Origin of the sequence: Streptomyces sp. NEAU-YJ-81 (assembly GCF_017592595.1) — a bacterium.
GTDB lineage: Bacteria > Actinomycetota > Actinomycetes > Streptomycetales > Streptomycetaceae > Streptomyces > Streptomyces hygroscopicus_B.
The window spans coordinates 15,320-34,572 of the sequence record NZ_JAGFNO010000053.1 but is presented as its reverse complement, the minus strand read 5'-3'; the positions used below and the strand labels follow the sequence as shown (position 1 = coordinate 34,572).

The following is a 19,253-nucleotide window of genomic DNA, read 5'->3' as shown; positions in this document are numbered from 1 at the left end:
GCTCCGAGAGCAGGCCGTCCACGTCGTCGCGATCGACGGTCAGGTCCTCGGCGAAGTGCCGGTCGCCGGTGGCGTCGGGCACGTACTTCACACAGACAACGATCCTCAAGCTCACGCCGGCTCTCCTACTGCATCGTCTCTACCGAGCTGCCTTGTTGCTGGCAGCATAGGCGCCTTCGGGGGCGGGACCCGGGCGGTACCGCGGGCGGTTTCCTGCCGGGGCGGCCCATGCACCGCAGCAAAATATTACTCGTCAGTACACCCAGCTCATTCCCCGGATGCAAGCCGCGTGAACTGTGACCTTGCCAACGCGGCGATCAGCGGGAGGAGCGCACGCCGGCGGGAGGGCGCGACTCAGTCGCGCAGCGCGTTGAAGCGCCCCTGGTGGTACAGCAGCGGACGGCCCGCCCCGGCCGCGGTGCCCGTGGTCACCTCGCCGATCACCACCCGGTGGTCCCCGGCGGGTATGCGGGCCACCACCCGGCACACGAGCCACGCCAGCACCCCGTCGAGCACCGGTACGCCCTCGGGTCCCGAGCGCCAGCCGGTGGCCGGTCCGAAGCGGTCGGCACCGCTGCGCGCGAAGGTCGCGGCCAGCTCCCGCTGGTGCTCGCCCAGGATGTGGACACCGACGTGCTCGGCCTCGGAGAGCACCGGCCAGCTCGATGAGCCGCTGCCCACGCCGAAGGAGAGCAGCGGCGGCTCGGCGGCGACGGAGGTGAGGGAGGTGGCGGTGAAGCCGACGGGGCGGGTGCCCTGGGCGGTGATCACGGCGACGCCGGAGGCGTGCCGACGGAAGACGGAGCGGAAGAGGTCGGACGTCGCGGGCGAGGACGTGCCGAGGTCGTGCGTTGCCGTCATGGAGTCGTCCTTCTGCCGGAGGTACGGGCGGGGGGCGGTGCTTGTCGTCGTTCGCTCACCCGCCCGGACACCGTTCGCCGGCGGTCCGCACCGGGGTCTCGTGCACACGTCCGCAGAGAAGGAGTCCAGGCCGCATGATGTTCACCCTGGCCACGTCGGGTGCGGAGCGTCAAGTAAGTCCGGGGCGCGGTGGCTCACACGGCATCACCCAGAGCGGCGATGACATCGGCCCGGCGCGGCTGCCCGGAGGCCCGCCGCACGATCCGCCCGGCCGCGTCGAGCACCAGCACGGTGGGGGTACGGGCGATGCCCAGGGCCCTGACGAGCTCCAGCCGCGACTCGGCGTCGATCTCGACGTGCGCCACCCCGTCCACCATCGCGGCCACCTCGGACAGCGTCCGCCGGGTGGCCCGGCAGGGCTGGCAGAAGGCGCTGGAGAACTGGAGCAGCGTCGCCCGCTTCCCCAGCTCCGCGCCCAGCTCGGCGGCGCCCAGCCGCCGGACTCCGTCGCCGTCTCGCACCTGTCTCCTCCCGATCGGACCTCCCCCGTACAGCGTTACGGGCGGCCCGGAGATTCCCCGGAGGCCCCCGACGTGATGAGGATCTCCCGGCCGGGCGGCGCCGTCCGGTAGCACATCGAGACGACATCGGGCACCATCTGCCAGAAGCCGGAAACCTACGGCCGCGTAACTTCGCCGGGAGAACCCTCCCAGGGCATACGACGAAGGGTCCTCAATGGCAGAGCTCGTCTACCCGCCGGTGATCGGCATGGCCCGCACCATGTTCAAGGCGCTCGATCTGCGCTTCGACATCAAGGGCACGGAGAATGTCCCGCAGGCGGGCGGCGCGGTTCTGGTGAGCAACCACATCGGCTATCTCGACTTCGTCTTCTGCGGGCTGACCGCCCGTCCGGCGAAGCGGCTGGTGCGGTTCATGGCGAAGGAGTCGGTCTTCCGGCACAAGGTCTCCGGGCCGCTGATGCGCGCGATGAAGCACATTCCGGTGGACCGCGCGGCGGGCATGGACGCGTACAAGCACGCGCTGAAGGCGCTGCGCTCCGGCGAGATCATCGGGGTCTTCCCGGAGGCGACGATCTCGCGGTCGTTCGCCCTCAAGAACTTCAAGTCGGGCGCGGCCCGGCTGGCCCAGGAGGCGGGCGTCCCGCTGCTGCCGATGGCGCTGTGGGGCACGCAGCGGCTGTGGACCAAGGGTCAGAAGCGGGCGCTGGGCCGCCATCACTTCCCGATCACGATGCGGATCGGCGAGCCGATGGAGGCCGACCCGACCGAGCCTTCGGACACCCTGACGGAGCGGCTGCGCGGCCGGGTGCAGGAGCTGCTGGAGGCGGCGCAGCGGGCGTATCCGGTGCGCCCCAAGGGCCCGGACGACACCTGGTGGGTCCCGGCCCATCTGGGCGGCACCGCTCCCACCCCGGCCGAGGCGCTGGCCCTGGACCGGGGCCGGTAACCAAACTCCCGCGGGCGGGCCCCGGCGGCCCGCCCGTACCGCACCCAGGGCCTAGCGGCCCATCTCCTCCTTGACGGCGGTGATGAAGCCGTCCACGTCCTCCTCCGTGGTGTCGAAGGAGCACATCCAGCGCACATCGCCCGCGGCCTCGTCCCAGAAGTAGAAGCGGTAGCGCTTCTGGAGGCGCTCGCTCACGTCGTGCGGGAGGCGGGCGAAGACCGCGTTGGCCTGGACCGGGTGGAGGATCTTCACTCCGTCCACCGCGCGCACGCCGTCGGCCAGCCGCTGGGCCATGGTGTTGGCGTGGCGGGCGTTGCGCAGCCACAGGTCGCGGGCGAGCAGGGCCTCCAGCTGGACGGAGATGAACCGCATCTTGGATGCCAGCTGCATGGACAGCTTGCGCAGATGCTTCATGGCGCTCATCGCGTCCGGGTCGAGGACGACGACGGCCTCGCCGAAGAGCATCCCGTTCTTGGTGCCGCCGAAGGACAGGATGTCTACGCCCGCCGCGTTGGTGAACGAGCGCATCGGCACGTCCAGGGACGCGGCCGCGTTGGCTATCCGGGCGCCGTCGAGGTGGACCTTCATCCCGCGCTCGTGGGCGTGATCACAGATGGCGCGGATCTCGTCCACCGTGTAGACAGTGCCGAGCTCGGTGTTCTGCGCGATCGAGACGACCTGCGGCATCGCCCGGTGCTCATCGTCCCAGCCCCATGCCTGGCGGTCGATGAGCTCGGGGGTGAGCTTGCCGTCCTCGGTGGGAACCGTGAGCAGCTTGAGCCCTCCGACGCGCTCGGGCGCCCCGCACTCGTCGACATTGATATGGGCGGTGTCGGCGCAGACGACCGCGCCCCATCGGTCGGTGAGCGCCTGCAGGGCGACGACATTGGCGCCGGTTCCGTTGAAGACCGGGAACGCCTGTGCGTGCGGGCCGAAGTGGCTGCGCATGACGAACTGCAGATGCGCGGTGTAGTCGTCCTCGCCGTAGGAGACCTGATGGCCTCCGTTGGCGAGCGCGAGTGCGGCGAGGATCTCCGGGTGGGCGCCGGCGTAGTTGTCGCTGGCGAAGCCGCTCACCTCGGGGTCGTGGTGGCGACGGGCGTCGGTCCTCACGGCTTGGGGGTCAGCCACAGGCGGGTTCCGTTCACTTCCTGGGCGGGCTGGTCCCAGAGTCCGGTGATGGCCTCGGCCAGCTCCTTGACGTCCGTGAAGCCCGCGAACTTCGCGTTGGGGCGCTCCGCCCGCATGGCGTCGTGCACCAGCGCCTTGACCACCAGGATGGCAGCGGCCGCCGAGGGGTCGCCCTCGCCCCCCAGTTTGCGGAAGGAGTCGGCGAGCGCGAGCGTCCATGCCTCGGCGGCGGCCTTGGCTGCGGCGTACGCGGCGTTGCCCGCGGTGGGCTTGGCCGCGCCCCCCGCGCTGATCAGCACATAGCGGCCCTTGCCGCTGCGCAGCAGGGCGTCGTGGAAGGCGAGGGAGGTGTGCTGGGCGGTCCGGATCAGCAGATTGTGCAGGGTGTCCCAGTCGGCGAGCGGGGCGTCGGCGAAGGTCTTGCTGCCGCGCCAGCCGCCGACCAGGTGGATCAGCCCGTCGACCCGGCCGAACTCCTTCTCGGTGCGGTTGGCCCAGGCGCGGGCGGCGTCGAGGTCGAGCAGGTCGACCGTCTCGCCGGTGACGCTGGCCCCGCCGTGGGCGTAGCGCGCCGCGTCCACGGCCTCGGCCAGGCGCGCCGGGTCGGAGTCGGAGGCGACGACGGTGGCGCCGGCCTCGGCGAGGCGGAGCAGCGTGGCCCGGCCCGCGGGGCCGGCCGCGCCGGCCACCGCCACCACCGCACCGTCCAGCGGCCGCTCGCCCGGTTCGTTCGGGCTGGGGCTCGACGTCGGTGTGGTCATGCTCGCTGCCTCCTCGTCCTTACCCGCTCGGCGGCTGTCCGCCGTCGCGGGGCTCATGCCGCCGCCGGTAGGTCGCTGCCGGCCGTGATCCCCTTGGTGGAGGCGACCACGTCACGCAGCTTCTTCGCGAGCGCCTCGTAGAACATGCTCAGCGGAAACTCGTCGGGGAGCACGTCGTCGACGAGCTTGCGCGGCAGCTGGGTCAGGTCCAGGGCTTCCGGGCCCTTGGCCCAGACCGAGCCGGGGTGAGGTGCGAGATACGTCGACACCAGCTCGTACGCCTTGAACCAGTGGACCAGTTTGGGGCGGTCGATGCCGTCGCGGTAGAGCTTCTCGATCTCGCCGCACAGCTGGTTGGTGACCTGCGAGGCGCGGGACCAGTCGATATGCAGGGTGTTGTCCGTCCAGCGTACGACGTCGTGCTGGTGGAGGTAGGCGAAGAGCAACTGGCCGCCGAGCCCGTCGTAGTTGCGGACCCGGGCGCCGGTGACGGGGAACCGGAACATCCGGTCGAAGATCACGGCGTACTGGACGTCGCGGCCCTGGGCGACCCCCTCGGCCTCCAGCTTCACGGCCTCCTTGAAGGCCGTGAGGTCGCAGCGCAGCTCCTCCAGTCCGTACATCCAGAACGGCTGCCGCTGCTTGATCATGAAGGGGTCGAACGGCAGGTCGCCATGGCTGTGGGTGCGGTCGTGGACCATGTCCCACAGGGCGAACGCCTCCTGGCAGCGGCGCTGGTCGGCGAGCATGTCCCGGATGTCCTCGGGGAGTTCGAGCCCGAGCGTCTGGACGGCGGCATCGCTGACCCGGCGGAAGCGGGCCGCCTCGCGGTCGCAGAAGATGCCGCCCCAGGTGAACCGCTCGGGGGCCTCGCGGACGGCGATGGTCTCCGGGAAGAGCACCGCGGAGTTGGTGTCGTAGCCGGAGGTGAAGTCCTCGAAGGCCAGGCCGCAGTAGAGCGGGTTGTCATAGCGGGTGCGCTCCAGCTCGGCCAGCCAGTCCGGCCAGACCATGCGCAGCACCACGGCTTCCAGGTTGCGGTCCGGGTTGCCGTTCTGCGTGTACATGGGGAAGACCACGAGGTGCTGGAGGCCGTCGGCGCGCGTGCGGGCGGGCTGGAAGGCGAGCAGCGAGTCGAGGAAGTCGGGGACGCCGAAGCCGCCCTCGGCCCAGCGGCGCAGATCCGCGACGACCGCCCGGTGGTAGTCGGCGTCGTGCGGCAGCAGCGGGGCGAGCTTCTCGATGGCCTCGATCACCCGGGCGATGGTCGCCGCGGCGGTCTCGCGGGTGGGTGCGCCCTCGGCGTCGAAGTCGATGGAGCCGTCCTTGGACTGCCACGGGCGAAACGTTTCGACGGCGTCCTTGAGGGTCGGCCAGGCCGGATGTTCGACCACACGCTCTGCTGACAGAACGCCACCTTCAGCTATCGGAGACGAAAGAATTTCCGTCATGACCACTCCTTCACCGGAGAAACTTGCGTACGACCACCGTATCCATCGGACACTCCTTCGCTCAAGCGACGGTACGGGAAATCATCCTGCGCCACACCCGCACCACCGCAGTTTTTCCTGCCCCCATCGGCCCGGCTCATGCCACGGCCCCGCTTGAGCAGTCCTGTCATGAGCGGCCGGTATGGTGTGCGCCGGTCCGGCGGCCCGCCCGCCGAGAGCCGACGAATCTGCCTCCCCACTGCCTCCCCCCGACCCGACGAGACGACCCGACGAAGGCCGTCAAGGGCCGTCAGAAGAGCGAGACAGCGTTGACTTTTCTCACCATCGGACACCGCGGAGTGATGGGCGTCGAGCCGGAGAACACCCTCCGATCCTTTGTCCGCGCCGAGCACGAGGGCATGGACGTCATCGAACTGGACCTGCACCTCAGCAAGGACGGCGCGCTCGTGGTGATGCACGACGCGAACGTCGACCGCACCACCGACGGCAAGGGCCCGATCAGCGACTTCACCCTCGCGGAGCTGCGTGAGCTGGACGCCGGGGAGGGTGAGCGGATCCCGGTCTTCGAGGAGGTCGTGGACGCCGTCAAGGCGCCGCTCCAGGCCGAGATCAAGGACACGGCGGCCGCCCGGGCGCTGGCGGAGGTGCTGGCCGGCCGCGATCTGCTGGACCGGGTGGACGTCCTGTCCTTCCACGACGAGGCGCTCGCGGAGATCCGCACCCTGCTCCCGACCGCCCGCACCGCCCTCGTGGCCAGCCGCTACGGCCTCGATGTGATCGACCGGGCGCACGCCGTCGGCGCCGGGATGCTGGTGCTCAACATCCGCAGGGTGACCCTGGAGCTGGTGGAGCGGGCGCACGCCGCCGGCCTCAGGGTGATCGGCTGGACCGTGAACACCCCCGACCAGCTGAAGCTGGTCCGCGGCCTCCGCCTGGACGGCGCCACCACCGACTTCCCGGAGATCCGGCGGGCGGCGCGCTTCACGGCGTGACGCCCTCACCGGCCACCTTCACCCGTACGGCGTAAGCAGCGCTCAGTCGAGGGGCTTGACCAGCAGCTCGAACTCGAGGTCGGCGCGGCGCGGCACACCGACCCGCTCATCGCCGTACGGGAACGGGGTCATCTCGCCGGTACGGGCGTAGCCGCGCCGCTCGTACCAGGCGATCAGCTCCTCACGGGCGCTGATCACCGTCATATGCATCTCCGTCGCACCCCACTCCGCCCGCGCGAACCGCTCGGCCTCGGCGAGGATCGCCTTGCCCAGGCCCCCGCCCTGCAGCGCGGGCCGGACCGCGAACATGCCGAAGTAGGCGTGATCACCGCGGTGCTCGAGCTGGCAGCAGGCGATCAGCTCACCGCCCCGCTCGACGATCACCATGCGACTGTTCTCGTCCCGCACCACGGCCGCGACGCCCTCCGGGTCGGTGCGCCGCCCGGCGAGGAGGTCCGCCTCCGTGGTCCATCCGGCGCGGCTGGCGTCTCCGCGGTAGGCCGACTCGATCAGGGGCACCAGCGCCTCCACATCGGCCTCGGTGGCCGGGCGGAAGGCGAGCGGGGCGGTGGCTCGTACGGTGGCGTCCGCGGTGTCCATGGCGTCGGAAGGGTCCCTTCGGGGGCGGGGGCGGGGGATCGGTCGGCGGTGGTGGCGGCAAAGTGACCTTAACCTGCCCCAAGCGGGTCGGGTTGCGTAAGGTCGCGGCATGGTTCACGTACTGAGCAGCCGCATTCTGCTGCGGCCGACGGACCCCGAGCGCTCCCGGGCGTTCTACGGCGAGGCGCTGGGTCTCGCGGTCTTCCGGGAGTTCGGGACGGGCCCCGAGCGGGGCACGGTCTACTTCCTCGGCGGGGGCTTCCTGGAGGTCTCCGGCCGCTCCGACACCCCGCCCGCCCCGGGCCTCCAGCTATGGCTCCAGGTCTCGGACGCGGCAGCGGCGCACAAGGAGCTCACCGCGCAGGGGGTCGAGGTGCTGCGCCCGCCGAAGAAGGAGCCGTGGGGGCTGGTGGAGATGTGGATCGCGGATCCGGACGGACTCAAGATCGTTATCGTGGAAGTGCCGCAGGACCATCCGATTCGCTACCGTCCGGGGATCTAGCGGCAGACACGACAAAGCACCCGCCCGGCGCCACGTGGATCGCGGATCCGGACGGCGTGCGGATCGCGGTCGTGGAGGTCCCCGAGGACCATCCGATGCGCTACCGGCCCTGACGCCTTCCTCAAGCCTTTGCGCACACCTCGCCCGACAGCGGCCGGGCGCCCTGCCGCCGCTCGGCCGCCCCGGCGCCGTCCGCCTGCCCTCCCCGGCTCGCGGTGGCCGGGGGTGGTGGGGCGGACGGCGGGCGGTCCCGGGGGATCAGCCGGGCTGGCTGTTCTCCTTGTGCTCGCCCCAGCCGTGCCAGCGGTCGATCTCGATCCAGGCGCTGACCCGGCCGCGGTCCCGCTGCGGGTAGTCCTTGCCGAGGTATTGCCGGGACAGCCGGTCGATGCCGGACAGGTCCTCGTCGTCCTGAAGCTCGACGACCCGGCCGATAAGGCTGATGTGGTTGTACCAGTTCGCCTCGTCGATCACGGTGAGCGTGACCCTGGGGTCGTTGCGGATATGGCTGAGCCGCTTGCGGCCCTCGTCCAGGTTGACCAGGACCCGGCCGTCGTCCCAGAGGTACCAGGTGGCCGTGGACACCGGCTGGCCGTCGGACCGGATCGTCGCGATCACGGCCGGGTTGGGCTTCTCGAGCATGGCGACCGCGGCCTCGGGAAGCGGTGGATTCGACACGGGCTCTCCTCCTCGTAGAACGGCTGTTCACGTCCCGTGGTGCGGCGGGGCCTGCTTGATCCACGGGCCGCACCTCTCACGGTGCCATACCGCGCCTCGCGCCCCCTGCCACTCCGCGCGCCTCGCGCTCCCCCACTGCGTCCATGCGCTCCCATGTGTGGCGCCGCGGCAGGGGATGTCTCCTGGTATTACGTCCCCCTTCGGGAGGTGTGCCGTGCACGGAGCTCCGCTCGTCGGCTGGCTGCTGGTCGCGCTGTGCGCGGCCACGGGTGCCTACTGTCTGCTTCAGATGCGCGGTGAGCCGCCCGGGCCGGGGCGGCGGGTAGCGGGCGCCGAGGCACTGATGGGGTGGGGGATGGCGGCGATGGCAGTGCCCTCCACCGTGTTGGACCCGCGTCCATGGGGTCCTCCCGCGTTCGCGGCGGTCTTCGCCGTGGCCGCCGTAAGGGCTCTGCTGCCGATGGTGCGCGGCGCGGGGCTTCCGGGGCACCGTCTGCATCACGCCATCGGGGCGCTCGCGATGGTCTATATGGCGCTCGCGATGATGACAGGCACCACGGGCGGCCACCATCACACCGGCCAGACGGCACCGGGCCGGATGGCGGGCGGAGTGCCGCTGCTGACCGGGGTGCTGCTCGTGTACTTCGCGGTCTACGTCGTACGGTCCGGGCTGCGGCTCGTACCGATAACGGACGGCGCACTGGACGGCGCCGGGGCCAGAGCCGTGGACGATGCGGGAGCCGGGGCCGGCGCGGGGGCGGGCTCGGCCGGTATCGGCTGGTCACGGCGGCCCGAGCTGCGGCATGCCTGCAGGCTGTCGATGGGGATAGGGATGTGCGCCATGCTGCTGACCGTGTGAACGGGCGGCGGGCCGGGCCGTAGCCACGCCCGTAGCCGCACCGTGGTATGCGTCACTTCCCCGTCGTGAACGTACCCGGCCCGAGCTTCGCGATCATAGGGTGACCGCCATGTTGGTCCCGTTCGCGCTGATGGGCCTCGGCGCACTGGCGGCGGCAATGGCGCCGCGCCTGCTGTCCCGCTCCGACTGGATCGACCGCGAACCTGTCCTCGCCCTGTGGGTGTGGCAGTGCGTGGTCGTCGGGGTGCTGTTGTGCTGCGCGCTGACCATGGCGCTCACCGCCGCGGCCGCCTGGGAGGCCGTGCGCGGCAATGTCTTCGCCCCCGCGCCCAAGGGCGTGGTGGAGGCTTACGCGCTCTCCGGCTACGGGCCGCTGGCCGCGCCCATCGCCCTCGTGCTCGCCCTCGGGGCCGTCTGGAGCGCGGTGATGCTCACCCGCGAGATCGGCCGCGCCCGCGCCTGGCGCAGGCAGCACCGGGCCGAACTCCTCGTCCGCTCCCCCGTCTTGCCCGGTGAGGAGCCCAGCGGGGAGCGTCTGGTGGTCCTGGAGGGCGACAAGCCGGACGCCTGGTTGCTGCCGGGCACCACACCCCAGCTCGTCATCACCACGGCGGCGCTGCGCCGCCTCAAGGGCCGTCGGCTGGACGCCGTCATCGCCCATGAGCAGGGCCACGCCCGAGCCCGCCACCACTGGCTGCTGCACTGCTCGGGCGCGCTGGCCACCGGCTTTCCGCAGGTGACCATGTTCGCGGCGTTCCGCGACGAGGTGCACCGGCTGGTCGAGCTGGCCGCCGACGACTCCGCGTCCCGGCGCTTCGGGCGGACGACCACCGCGCTCGCCCTGGTCGAACTCAACGAGGACCGCGGGGTGTTCGGCCCCGGCCCCAGCGCGCTCGCCCAGGTCCCGCAGCGGGTGGACCGACTCCTGGCCCCGGCCTCCCGGCTCTCGGTGGGGCGCCGCTGGCGCCTTACGGCCACCGCGGCGCTCGTCCCGGTCGTCCCGCTCATGGTCACCCTCGTCCCGGCACTGCGGGTGCTGGGGTAGCCGTTCGCGGCACAAGACTCTTGGCCCCCGGCCGCCACAGGAGCCTCCTAGCTCTCAGCCGTCACAGGGGCCTCCTGGCCCCGAGGCCCACCCGTCGGCGATCATCGACCCATGCAGCCGGCAACCCCTCACCGCCGAGCCGCCCGCACCGCGGCCGTGTTCATCGCGCTCTTCCTGGTGCTGCTCGCCCTGGTGGCCGCCCATTGGGGGCCCCTGGGGAGCGTCGACCGGGAGGTCGTCGTCGCCCTGCACCGCTCCGCCGTGGAACACCATGGCTGGACCCGGGCCAACAGAGTGCTCACGGACTGGATCTGGGACCCCTGGGCGATGCGTGCGCTGCTGGCCGTGGCCGTGGGGTGGCTGCTGTGGCGGCGGGAGCGGCGGCTCGCCCTCTGGGTCGCCGTCACGGCGGCGGCGGGCACGGCGCTGCAACAGGCGGTGAAGGCCGCCGTCGACCGGGAGCGCCCCCGGTGGCCGGATCCAGTGGACACGGCGCACTACGCGGCCTTCCCCTCCGGCCACGCCCTGACCGTGACCGTCGCCTTCGGGCTGCTGCTATGGCTGATGACACTGCACGGGGCACCGGCGAAGTGGCTGCGGCTCATGGCCGCCGTTGCAGCGGTGTCCGTGCTGGGCGTCGGCTTCACCCGCCTGTATCTGGGCGTCCACTGGCCCAGCGACGTGCTGGGCGGCTGGCTGCTGGGCGCGGCGCTGGTGTACGGGGCGATCGCCGCGTACGGCTACGCTCAGAGCCATACGAGTGAGCGCGAGTCGTCCCCTGATGGGAGAGTGCGGTCATGAGCAATCTCGATGTGCGGCCCACGGCGACCGTATGCGGCGGCCGCGACGACGTCACCGCCCAGCCGGTTCGCGAACTGCTGGCCGCCAAACAGGTCCCGCTGGGCGAATCCACGATGGTGCGCCGGCTGCTGCCCAGCCTCGGGCGGCGCATGGTCGGCGCCTGGTGCTTCATCGACCACTACGGCCCGGACGACATCGCCCAGGAGCCGGGCATGCAGGTCCCCCCGCATCCGCATATGGGGCTGCAGACGGTCAGCTGGCTGCACGACGGCGAGGTGCTGCACCGCGACAGCGTCGGCAGTCTGCAGACGGTGCGCCCCGGCGAGTTGGGGCTGATGACCTCGGGCCGGGCCATCGCGCACTCCGAGGAGTCCCCGCGCGAGCACGCCCGCCTGCTGCACGGGGCCCAGCTATGGGTCGCGCTGCCCGACGGCGACCGCCATATCGCCCCCAGGTGGGAGCACCACGCCGAGCTGCCCCGGGTGACCGGCGGCGGAGGGCTGCGGGCGACGGTCATCCTCGGCGAACTGGACGGCGCGGCCTCGCCCGGCACCACGTTCACCCCGCTGATGGGCGCGGACATCGCCCTCGCGGCCGGCACCGACACCCGGCTGCCGGTGCGACCCGACTTCGAGTACGCGGCGCTGACCATGTCCGGCGAGGCCGAGGTCGATGGAGTCCGCCTCGCCCCCGGCTCCCTCCTCTACCTCGGCTGCGGGCGCACCGAACTGCCGCTGCGCGCGGATGTGGACAGCGCGTTCATGCTGCTGGGCGGGGAGCCCTTCGAGGAGAAGATCGTGATGTGGTGGAACTTCATCGGCCGCTCCCACGATGAGATCACCCAGGCGCGGGAGGACTGGGCGGCGGGCACCCGCTTCGGCACGGTGCACGGCTACGACGGCAACCCGCTCCCCGCCCCGGAGCTCCCGCCCGTACCCCTGAAGCCACGCGGCCGGGTGCGCTGACCTGCGACGTCGGCCCCTGGTTGGCTGCCGCGTGCGGACTGAGTCGCGCGGACGATTATTCGGCACCCGCCCGGAGCCCAAGTCCCACCCATCCGTCTTCGGCCCATCGGGACGCAGCACGCAAGGAATTCGGCAATGGCACAGCCCTGGTGCACGGTTTTTCCGCATGACCCGGCAGTAGGTTTCCGGTAGGTGACGGGTGGCTGCACGAAAGCACGGCTTGGCACGTTCCCAGGAGCCGCATCAGCCGTGACGACGCCGAGCGCACGCACGGTTTTGGACACATCCGCGTGCCCGCCGCATGATGCGGTGCATGGTCGACACGCTGGACTTCCAGATCATCAACGCCCTGCAGATCCATCCCCGGGTCTCCTGGGCTCAGCTCGGGAGGATCCTCCGCGTCGACCCCTCGACGATTTCACGCCGATGGTCGGCTCTCACCGGCCGGCGGCAGGTGTGGACGAGCTGTTCCGAGGGCGACGCCCCGCATCTCCGCGAGCAGATGATCTCCGCTCTGGTCGAGATCAGCTGCGCTCCCGGCCGACGGGAACAGGTGCTCGGCGAACTCGGCCGGCAAGGGCCCGTCTCCAGCGTGCACTGCACTTCCGGCCCGCGGGACCTGTACATCATGATCTCCACCGACAGCCTGCTCTCCATGGACCGGTACATAGACGAGCGGATCGCCGTGATCCCCGGCATCCTCGGCACCCGCACCCACTACCTGCGAAAGATCTTCTTCGAAGGGTCGAGCTGGCGGCTGAAGACGCTCTCCAGGGAACAGGTCATGGCGCTTCACGACCTCCGGCCCACCGATCCGCCCAAGCGGCGCACGCCCGCCCACCGAGCCGTCGTCGCCGCGCTCAATGCGGACGCCCGGCGAACCGCCGCCGATATGCAGCGGGAGCTGGGCCGGTCCCTTTCCATGATCTCGCGGGACATCGACGCGGTGCTCGCCGCGAGCTGGGTCAACTGGCGGGTCGACTTCGCGCATGCCCTCATGGGCTGGCCCGCCGCGGCGGCGTTGTGGCTCGCCGTCGAGCCCTTGGAACTGGAGCGTGTCGTCGCCTCACTCCGGCCGCTGAACCATGTGCGGCTGTGTGCCTCCGTGACCGGTGACGCCAACCTCGCGGCTTTCCTCTGGCTGCGCGACCTGCAGGAGCTGGACGAGATCGAGAATAGGCTGACCACGGTGTTCCCCAAGGTGCGGGTCAAGGACCGGTGGATCGTCCCGAGGATCGCGAAGCGAGCCGGCCACATCCTCGATCTCGACAGCCGACACCTTCGCCTGGTCCCCCTCGGACATCACCCGGTGTTCGAGGACTGAGGGCGCCGACGTCGCGAATCCATGCGTTCTCAGGGCTGGATTTCGGTGATCCGTGCCGATGAACCGGCGTACGGACCGAACGCGCGGCACGTCCCATAACCTCGGCGCGAGGCAGCCCGTACCGGCGCCCGCACACCGAGGAAGAGAGAGGGCGCTCGTGGACTTTGAGCAGCTCGTAGCGTTTCGCCGAGCACTGCACCGGAACCCGGAACCCGCATTCTTGGAGATCGGCACGGCGGCCCGAATCGAACAGGCCCTCCAGGGACTGCCCCTACGCGTCCTCACGGGGAAGGCTGCTCAGGACCTCTCAGCCGTCGTCAACTTCCCGCCCCCGGAAACCCTGGACACATGGGCGGCTCGCGCGGCCGATTCGGGTGTCCCGGCAGAGCGGGCCCGCTACTTCCGGGAGAACGGCACCGCGCTGGTCGTTGATCTCGTGGGCGTGGCTGGTCCTGGGCCGCGATGGGGGCTTCGCGTCGACATCGACGCACTCCCGATGCGCGAATCAGCCGATGCCGGCCATTTCCCGGTGGCGAACGGGTTCGCCTCGACGAACGGCGCGATGCACGCGTGCGGCCATGACGCCCACGCCACCATCGGCGTCGGCCTGCTCCACCGGCTGTCGGACCGTGACTTCGCGGGCACACTCCGGGTCCTGTTCCAGCCTGCCGAAGAGGGAGTCCGGGGAGCACAGACGATGATCGACGCCGGGGTGGCCGACGAGATCGACACCATGCTCGCGGTGCACATGGCGGGAGACATGGCCGTCGGCGGTGTCGTGGGGAGCTTCACCGGTGGTCTGGCGACCCGCAAGCTGAAGGTCGACTTCGAGGGCAAGGCCTCTCACGCGGCCGGCGCACCGGAAGCCGGCCGCAACGCGCTGCTCGCGGCGGCGATGTCCGCACTGGGCATCATGGGGATCCCGCGCTTCAGCTCCGCGGACACGCGGCTCAATGTCGGCACGCTCGTCGCCGGCGACGGGGTGAACATCGTGCCCTCCTCCGCGGTGATGACCTGCGAGGCCCGCGCGACCGATGACGAGGTCGTCGATGAGCTGGTCGACCGGGTCCGATCCATCGTGGAGGGGGCGAGCCTGGCGCAGGGGGTCCGGGCGAACGTCGCGGTGATGGGCCAATCCGCCACCGTCGCACCGGACGAAGACATGATCGACCGCATCGTCGAGGCGGCCACCGCCCATAACGATGTCACCGAGGTCATCCGGACCCAGGCGCTCGCGGGAAGCGATGACGCCAACCTCCTCATCAGGCATGTCCAGCAACGCGGGGGCAAGGGCGCCTATCTGATGGTGGGAGCGGGCAGCCCCACGCCCCATCACAGCGAGACCTTCGACATCGCGGAGCAATCGATTCCCACCGCGATCGACATCCTCGAATCGCTGATACGCGGGTGACCCGCCGTCGCCACGTCGACCCGCCGCCGGGAGAAGGACTCAGGGGGCCTTGGCGATCGCCCACGCCGGACTGTCGCCGGGGCGCACGACGACGGCGTTGGCCTCGACACGTCCGCTGTGTTCGAAGCGGAGGGTGAAGGGCACCAGGTCTCCGGCCCGCCAGCGGGCCGTGGCCGGGACGGTCACATCGCTGGTGAACGGTGACATGTCGAGCGTGCCACCCGCCGGAACCGGCAAGGAGTCCGCGACCTGCCGGGAGGCGGCTCCCCGCCCGGTCATCCGGTGACGGCTGAGCGAGATCCCCTCGGCGACGGCGGATGAGGTCACCTCGACCAACCGGTCCTGCCCACCCCCTGTGTTGGTGATGCGGAAGAACGCGGCGGTCCGGGGCACCCCCGGGGCGGGGAGGAAGAGCTGTGCGTCGGTGACGCCGATACGCGGGGGCCTGCCCGCGCTGCCCGAGGCAGTCCACGTGGCGAGGCCGCCCAGCGCGAGGACACAGGCGCAGAACGGAGCGGCCGCGGCCCGCAGGGAGTCCGTGAGGCGACGGCGGGTGGGCGTCCAGGAGGGGGTCGTCATCGGGCGGGTCTCCACCTCGGTGTCGGGTCGCAGATACGGGCGGGCAGTCCATCAGCGGCGTACATGGGCCTCACAGTGGCTTCCGGGCGGCAGGCGCGGCGGGCCGGGAGGGGCGTGGGCCGCCCGGCGACGGCTGCCAGGCGCGCAGGCGCAGGCTGTTGCCGACCACGAGCAGCGAGCTGACCGACATCGCGGCCGCCGCGAGCATGGGGTTGAGCAGGCCCACCATGGCCAGCGGTACGGTCACGACGTTGTAGCCGAACGCCCAGAGCAGATTGACACGGATCGTGCCGAGCGCACTGCGGGCGAGGCGGACCGCGTCCGCCAGGGTCTCGATGTCACCGCGTACCAGCGTCACGTCGGCCGCCCCGATCGCCACGTCCGTGCCCGTGCCCATGGCGATGCCGAGGTCGGCGCCGGCCAGGGCGGCCGCGTCGTTGACCCCGTCACCGACGACGGCGACCCGGTAGCCCTGCTCCCGCAGCTCGCGGACGAGGGCGGCCTTGTCCTCCGGGGTACAACGGGCACGCACCTCCTCGATACGGAGGTCGGCGGCGACGGCACGGGCGGGCGCCTCGCGGTCGCCGGTGGCGAGCACCGGTCGCACGCCCAGGCGGCGGAGCCGCTCCACGGCCCGGTAGCTTCCCGGGCGCAGCACGTCTCCGACCTCGATCAGTGCCTCGGTCTCACCGTCGACGCGGACCACGACCGGTGTACGGGCGGCGGTCTCGGAAGCCGACAGCGCTTGGGCAAGGGCGGGGGGCAACGCGTCGTCCGGGGCCAGGACTTCGATCACCCGGTCCGCCACTCGCCCGCGCACGCCCTTGCCCGGCAGTGCGACGAAGTCGGCCACGGCCGGGAGGGGGTCTCCGGGATCGGTGCGCCGGGCGTAGGCGGTGATGGCACGCCCCAGCGGGTGTTCCGATCCCTGTTCGACCGCGCCCGCCAGCCGGACCAGTTCCTCCTCGCCGAGTCCGCCCGGCACGGCGGTGACCCGGGCGACGCTCATGTGCCCGGAGGTGAGGGTGCCGGTCTTGTCCAGGACGACGGCGTCGATGTGCCGCAGCCCCTCCAGCGTCTGCGGTCCGCTGACCAGGACGCCCAGTTGGGCGCCCCGGCCGGTCGCCGCCATCAGCGCGGTGGGGGTCGCCAGGCCCAGCGCGCAGGGGCACGCCACGACCAGGACGGCCACGCTCGCGGTGATCGCCGCCTGCGGCTCGGCACCGGCCCCGAGCCAGAATCCGAGGACCGTGACGGCCAGGGTGAGCACGACCGGGACGAAGACGCCCGCGGCCTTGTCGGCGAGCCGCTGCGCCCGTGCCTTGCCCGCCTGGGCCTCGGTCACCAGCCGGGTGATCCGGGACAGTTGCGTATCGGCGCCCACGGCGGTGGCCCGTACCAGGAGCAGGCCCCCTGCGTTGACGGCACCGCCGATCACGGGCGTGCCGGGGCCGACTTCCACCGGCTCGCTCTCCCCGGTGACCAGGGAGAGATCGACGGCCGAGCTGCCCTCCACCACCGTGCCGTCGGTGGCCAGGCGCTCCCCGGGCCGGGCGACGAAGACCTGACCGACCCGCAGTTCCTCGATCGGGACCAGGCGCTCGCCGTCGCCATCGCGTACCGACACCTCCTTCGCCGCCAGCCGGGCCAGGGCGCGCAGTGCCACGCCGGTCCCCCGCCGGGCCCTGGTTTCCAGGAAGCGGCCGGCGAGGACGAACAGCGGTACACCGACGGCGGCTTCCAGATAGATCTGGGCGACGCCGTCCGAGGCGGTGGGCACCAGGCTGAAGGGCATCCGCATGCCGGGATCACCGGCCCCGCCGAGGAACAGCGCGTAGGAGGACCAGGCGAAGGAGGCCGCGACACCCAGCGAGACCAGGGTGTCCATGGTGGCCGCCGAGTGTCGCAGGCCGCGCGCCGCCCGCAGGTGGAAGGGCCAGGCTCCCCAGACGGCGACGGGGGCGGCGAGCACGAAGCACAGCCACTGCCAGTTGCGGAACTGCAGACCGGGGACCATCGACAGGACCAGCACCGGGACCGCGAGCAAGGCCGTGCTCACCAGCCGGTCGCGCTCCTGCCGGGTGTCCTGCGCTTCGTCCCCGTCCTCGCGCCGTTCCTTCCCTGGCGGCTCGGGCAGCGCGGCGGTGTAGCCGGCCTGCTCGACGGTGGCGATCAGCTCGTCCGGGCCGACCTCGGGCGGGTGGTTCACCCGGGCCCGTCCGGTGGCGAGGTTCACGCTGGCCGTGACCCCGTCCAGCCGGGCCAGCTTCTTCTCGACACGCTTCACACAGGCCGCGCAGGTCATGCCGCCGATGGCGAGGTCGGTCACGACGGCCACCGCTGCCGGTTCGCCGGCCATCAGCGTCCACTCCCCTGGTCCGTGTCCATGCCACCCATGTCCATGCCGCCACCGCCGTGGCCGTCTCCCGAGCCGCCGTCTGTCGTGCTGGTGCCGCGCATGCCGGGGGCGACGGGCCCGGCGCTCGCGCCGACGGCGTAGGAAGCGGCGAACACCATCACCAGCAGCAGAAGGAATCCGCACAGCGCCGGCGGGGGCAATGCCCTGGTCAGGAACGCACCCGGCGTCCGGCGGGCAGAGGGGCGGGGCTGCGCCATATGAGGAAACTCCCGATCGCTCCGTACGGCTTCAGCGGATCCGGCCGTACCGGTAGAGGAGTCGGGACGACCGCCAACCGAGTTCCGACGCCTTGCCGTGATGCATGTCACGACACCAGGCTCGCCTGGCGAACGCATGACCTGCTCAGCCCTGTTCATAGTGGCTCGGACTGCCGTCACGGTGGACGAGACGGCCGAGCTGCTCCGCGCGGGCGCGGGGCATGAGAGTCCAGGTGCCGTCGGTGCGGTGCAGGGCGGCCGAGTGCCAGGGCGTGGTCCAGACGTCGGCGGCGTCGAGGAGGCGGATGCCGAATTTGGGGGCGCCGATGGGCTGGGGGTGGATGGACAGCCGTACGGAGCCAGGGTGGTGCTCGGCGATCAGGTCGCCCCAGGCTCGGCTGCGCTGGATGACGCCGTAGGCACGTGTGCGGCATGCGCGTTGGAGGGCGGAGCGGGTACCGGTGAAGTCGGCGGTGTCGTCGACGAGGAACCGGGTGATGCCCCGGTAGAGGGCGAGGGTGTGGTCCTCGGAGCGGACCTCAGCTCGCAGCGCCTCCAGGGTGGGGGCGTACCGCTTGTGCACCTGGGCGCGCTTGGTGTGGTGGGGCAGGTCGCCCAGGACGTCGCGCAGGTCGAAAACGGAGAGGCGGTGCAGGCCCGACTCCCTTATGAGGCGTCTGAGTCCGTCCGCGTAGGCGTCTATATGGTCGTCCGGGACGCGGATCAGATCGCCGAAGACATGGCCGTCGGAGCAGATGATCACGCGGGCGCCCGGCGGGTGGACCCGCTCGATCTCCTCGCACAGGGTGTTCAGGAAGCCGAGGGAGAGGCGTTCGCCCTGGTCGGGGAGGTGGCCGAGGACCTTGGCGGGGTTGGGGGACTTGCAGGGGAAGCCGGGCAGGGTGAAGACCACGGGTTCTCCGGCGCGTACGAACCCGGCGATCTGGCGCCGCTGCTGCGCGAACGCCTCCGCCGCCGCGGGCGAGGGGTCGGTCGTGCGGTGGTACGGCAGCAACAGGTCCAGGATGGCGGCGCTCATGCTGCTCGTGGAGCGGGTGTCCGGTGCGGTCGTCAGCGGCATGAGGTGGGTTCCTCCGTGAAGGTGTGCGCGACGCGGGCATGCGGGCATGGCCGTATGGCGCCTCGGCGTGACGCGCCGGGCGCCGGCGGATGGGGTGCGGGTGGTCGGCCGGGGCGGTCCGCACACGGA

Annotated in this window: 20 protein-coding genes and 1 pseudogene; 9 read left to right on the top strand and 12 right to left on the bottom strand. The window is 71.4% G+C overall.

Annotation, left to right across the window (positions count from 1 at the left end; genetic code table 11):
- From J5X86_RS47415 to J5X86_RS47405, 3 genes and pseudogenes are all read right to left on the bottom strand, one after another.
- A pseudogene (locus J5X86_RS47415) lies at nucleotides 1-115 on the bottom strand (electron transfer flavoprotein subunit beta); the annotation flags it as partial.
- A 239-nt stretch (nucleotides 116-354) separates the two neighbouring features.
- On the bottom strand, nucleotides 355-861 hold the full coding sequence (locus J5X86_RS47410; protein ID WP_208522811.1) for a flavin reductase family protein: 507 nt from the start codon (nucleotides 859-861) through the stop codon (nucleotides 355-357).
- A gap of 194 nt (nucleotides 862-1,055) precedes the next feature.
- Complete coding sequence (locus J5X86_RS47405; RefSeq protein WP_243983229.1) at nucleotides 1,056-1,415, bottom strand: thioredoxin family protein; 360 nt, start codon at nucleotides 1,413-1,415, stop codon at nucleotides 1,056-1,058.
- Between the two features lie 181 nt (nucleotides 1,416-1,596).
- On the opposite strand from J5X86_RS47405, the gene J5X86_RS47400 reads away from it, so the two are divergent.
- Nucleotides 1,597-2,328: a 1-acyl-sn-glycerol-3-phosphate acyltransferase gene (locus tag J5X86_RS47400; RefSeq protein ID WP_208522809.1), complete on the top strand. Its 732-nt coding sequence runs from the start codon at nucleotides 1,597-1,599 to the stop codon at nucleotides 2,326-2,328.
- Nucleotides 2,329-2,379: 51 nt separating this feature from the next.
- Here the strand turns inward: J5X86_RS47400 and J5X86_RS47395 are convergent, their stop codons facing one another.
- Genes J5X86_RS47395 through J5X86_RS47385 form a run of 3 tightly spaced genes read right to left on the bottom strand, consistent with a single transcriptional unit; the run spans nucleotide 2,380 to nucleotide 5,671 of the window.
- Entirely contained in the window at nucleotides 2,380-3,441 is a 1,062-nt protein-coding gene (locus tag J5X86_RS47395; protein WP_208522813.1) for a low specificity L-threonine aldolase, read from the bottom strand.
- Complete coding sequence (locus J5X86_RS47390) at nucleotides 3,438-4,220, bottom strand: SDR family NAD(P)-dependent oxidoreductase (protein ID WP_208522808.1); 783 nt, start codon at nucleotides 4,218-4,220, stop codon at nucleotides 3,438-3,440. The genes J5X86_RS47395 and J5X86_RS47390 overlap by 4 nt, the downstream gene beginning before the upstream one ends.
- A gap of 53 nt (nucleotides 4,221-4,273) precedes the next feature.
- Nucleotides 4,274-5,671: a DUF6421 family protein gene (locus J5X86_RS47385; RefSeq protein ID WP_208522807.1), complete on the bottom strand. Its 1,398-nt coding sequence runs from the start codon at nucleotides 5,669-5,671 to the stop codon at nucleotides 4,274-4,276.
- Between the two features lie 308 nt (nucleotides 5,672-5,979).
- Here J5X86_RS47385 and J5X86_RS47380 point away from each other — a divergent pair, with 308 nt between their 5' ends.
- Nucleotides 5,980-6,663 (top strand): glycerophosphodiester phosphodiesterase family protein, encoded by a 684-nt coding sequence (locus J5X86_RS47380; protein ID WP_208522806.1) that lies wholly within the window; start codon nucleotides 5,980-5,982, stop codon nucleotides 6,661-6,663.
- Between the two features lie 42 nt (nucleotides 6,664-6,705).
- On the opposite strand, the gene J5X86_RS47375 is transcribed toward J5X86_RS47380, so the two are convergent.
- A complete protein-coding gene (locus tag J5X86_RS47375; protein WP_208522805.1) occupies nucleotides 6,706-7,263 on the bottom strand; it encodes a GNAT family N-acetyltransferase in 558 nt (185 codons plus the stop codon).
- Nucleotides 7,264-7,372: 109 nt separating this feature from the next.
- On the opposite strand from J5X86_RS47375, the gene J5X86_RS47370 reads away from it, so the two are divergent.
- Nucleotides 7,373-7,765: a VOC family protein gene (locus J5X86_RS47370; protein ID WP_208522804.1), complete on the top strand. Its 393-nt coding sequence runs from the start codon at nucleotides 7,373-7,375 to the stop codon at nucleotides 7,763-7,765.
- 258 nt (nucleotides 7,766-8,023) lie between these two features.
- On the opposite strand, the gene J5X86_RS47365 is transcribed toward J5X86_RS47370, so the two are convergent.
- Entirely contained in the window at nucleotides 8,024-8,443 is a 420-nt protein-coding gene (locus J5X86_RS47365) for a PPOX class F420-dependent oxidoreductase (protein WP_208522803.1), read from the bottom strand.
- 214 nt (nucleotides 8,444-8,657) lie between these two features.
- Here J5X86_RS47365 and J5X86_RS47360 point away from each other — a divergent pair, with 214 nt between their 5' ends.
- From J5X86_RS47360 to J5X86_RS47335, 6 genes are all read left to right on the top strand, one after another.
- Nucleotides 8,658-9,302: a DUF5134 domain-containing protein gene (locus J5X86_RS47360; protein WP_208522802.1), complete on the top strand. Its 645-nt coding sequence runs from the start codon at nucleotides 8,658-8,660 to the stop codon at nucleotides 9,300-9,302.
- A 109-nt stretch (nucleotides 9,303-9,411) separates the two neighbouring features.
- The gene (locus tag J5X86_RS47355) at nucleotides 9,412-10,347 is read left to right on the top strand and encodes a M56 family metallopeptidase (protein ID WP_078647815.1); all 936 of its coding nucleotides are present in this window, start codon (nucleotides 9,412-9,414) and stop codon (nucleotides 10,345-10,347) included.
- Between the two features lie 111 nt (nucleotides 10,348-10,458).
- A complete protein-coding gene (locus tag J5X86_RS47350; protein WP_208522801.1) occupies nucleotides 10,459-11,148 on the top strand; it encodes a phosphatase PAP2 family protein in 690 nt (229 codons plus the stop codon).
- The gene (locus J5X86_RS47345; RefSeq protein ID WP_208522800.1) at nucleotides 11,145-12,113 is read left to right on the top strand and encodes a pirin family protein; all 969 of its coding nucleotides are present in this window, start codon (nucleotides 11,145-11,147) and stop codon (nucleotides 12,111-12,113) included. Before J5X86_RS47350 ends, J5X86_RS47345 begins: the two co-directional genes overlap by 4 nt.
- A 313-nt stretch (nucleotides 12,114-12,426) precedes the next feature.
- A complete protein-coding gene (locus tag J5X86_RS47340) occupies nucleotides 12,427-13,437 on the top strand; it encodes an Lrp/AsnC family transcriptional regulator (RefSeq protein ID WP_208522799.1) in 1,011 nt (336 codons plus the stop codon).
- Between the two features lie 157 nt (nucleotides 13,438-13,594).
- The gene (locus tag J5X86_RS47335; protein WP_208522798.1) at nucleotides 13,595-14,848 is read left to right on the top strand and encodes an amidohydrolase; all 1,254 of its coding nucleotides are present in this window, start codon (nucleotides 13,595-13,597) and stop codon (nucleotides 14,846-14,848) included.
- A gap of 39 nt (nucleotides 14,849-14,887) precedes the next feature.
- On the opposite strand, the gene J5X86_RS47330 is transcribed toward J5X86_RS47335, so the two are convergent.
- The 4 genes from J5X86_RS47330 to J5X86_RS47315 form a co-directional block, all read right to left on the bottom strand.
- On the bottom strand, nucleotides 14,888-15,427 hold the full coding sequence (locus J5X86_RS47330; protein ID WP_208522797.1) for a copper chaperone PCu(A)C: 540 nt from the start codon (nucleotides 15,425-15,427) through the stop codon (nucleotides 14,888-14,890).
- 70 nt (nucleotides 15,428-15,497) lie between these two features.
- A complete protein-coding gene (locus J5X86_RS47325; protein ID WP_208522796.1) occupies nucleotides 15,498-17,786 on the bottom strand; it encodes a cation-translocating P-type ATPase in 2,289 nt (762 codons plus the stop codon).
- The gene (locus tag J5X86_RS47320) at nucleotides 17,786-18,043 is read right to left on the bottom strand and encodes a hypothetical protein (protein ID WP_208522795.1); all 258 of its coding nucleotides are present in this window, start codon (nucleotides 18,041-18,043) and stop codon (nucleotides 17,786-17,788) included. Before J5X86_RS47320 ends, J5X86_RS47325 begins: the two co-directional genes overlap by 1 nt.
- 145 nt (nucleotides 18,044-18,188) lie before the next feature.
- Nucleotides 18,189-19,124 carry an L-tyrosine/L-tryptophan isonitrile synthase family protein gene (locus J5X86_RS47315; RefSeq protein WP_208522794.1) on the bottom strand — a complete coding sequence of 312 codons (936 nt, stop codon included), beginning with the start codon at nucleotides 19,122-19,124 and terminating at the stop codon, nucleotides 18,189-18,191.
- Nucleotides 19,125-19,253 lie beyond the last annotated feature (129 nt).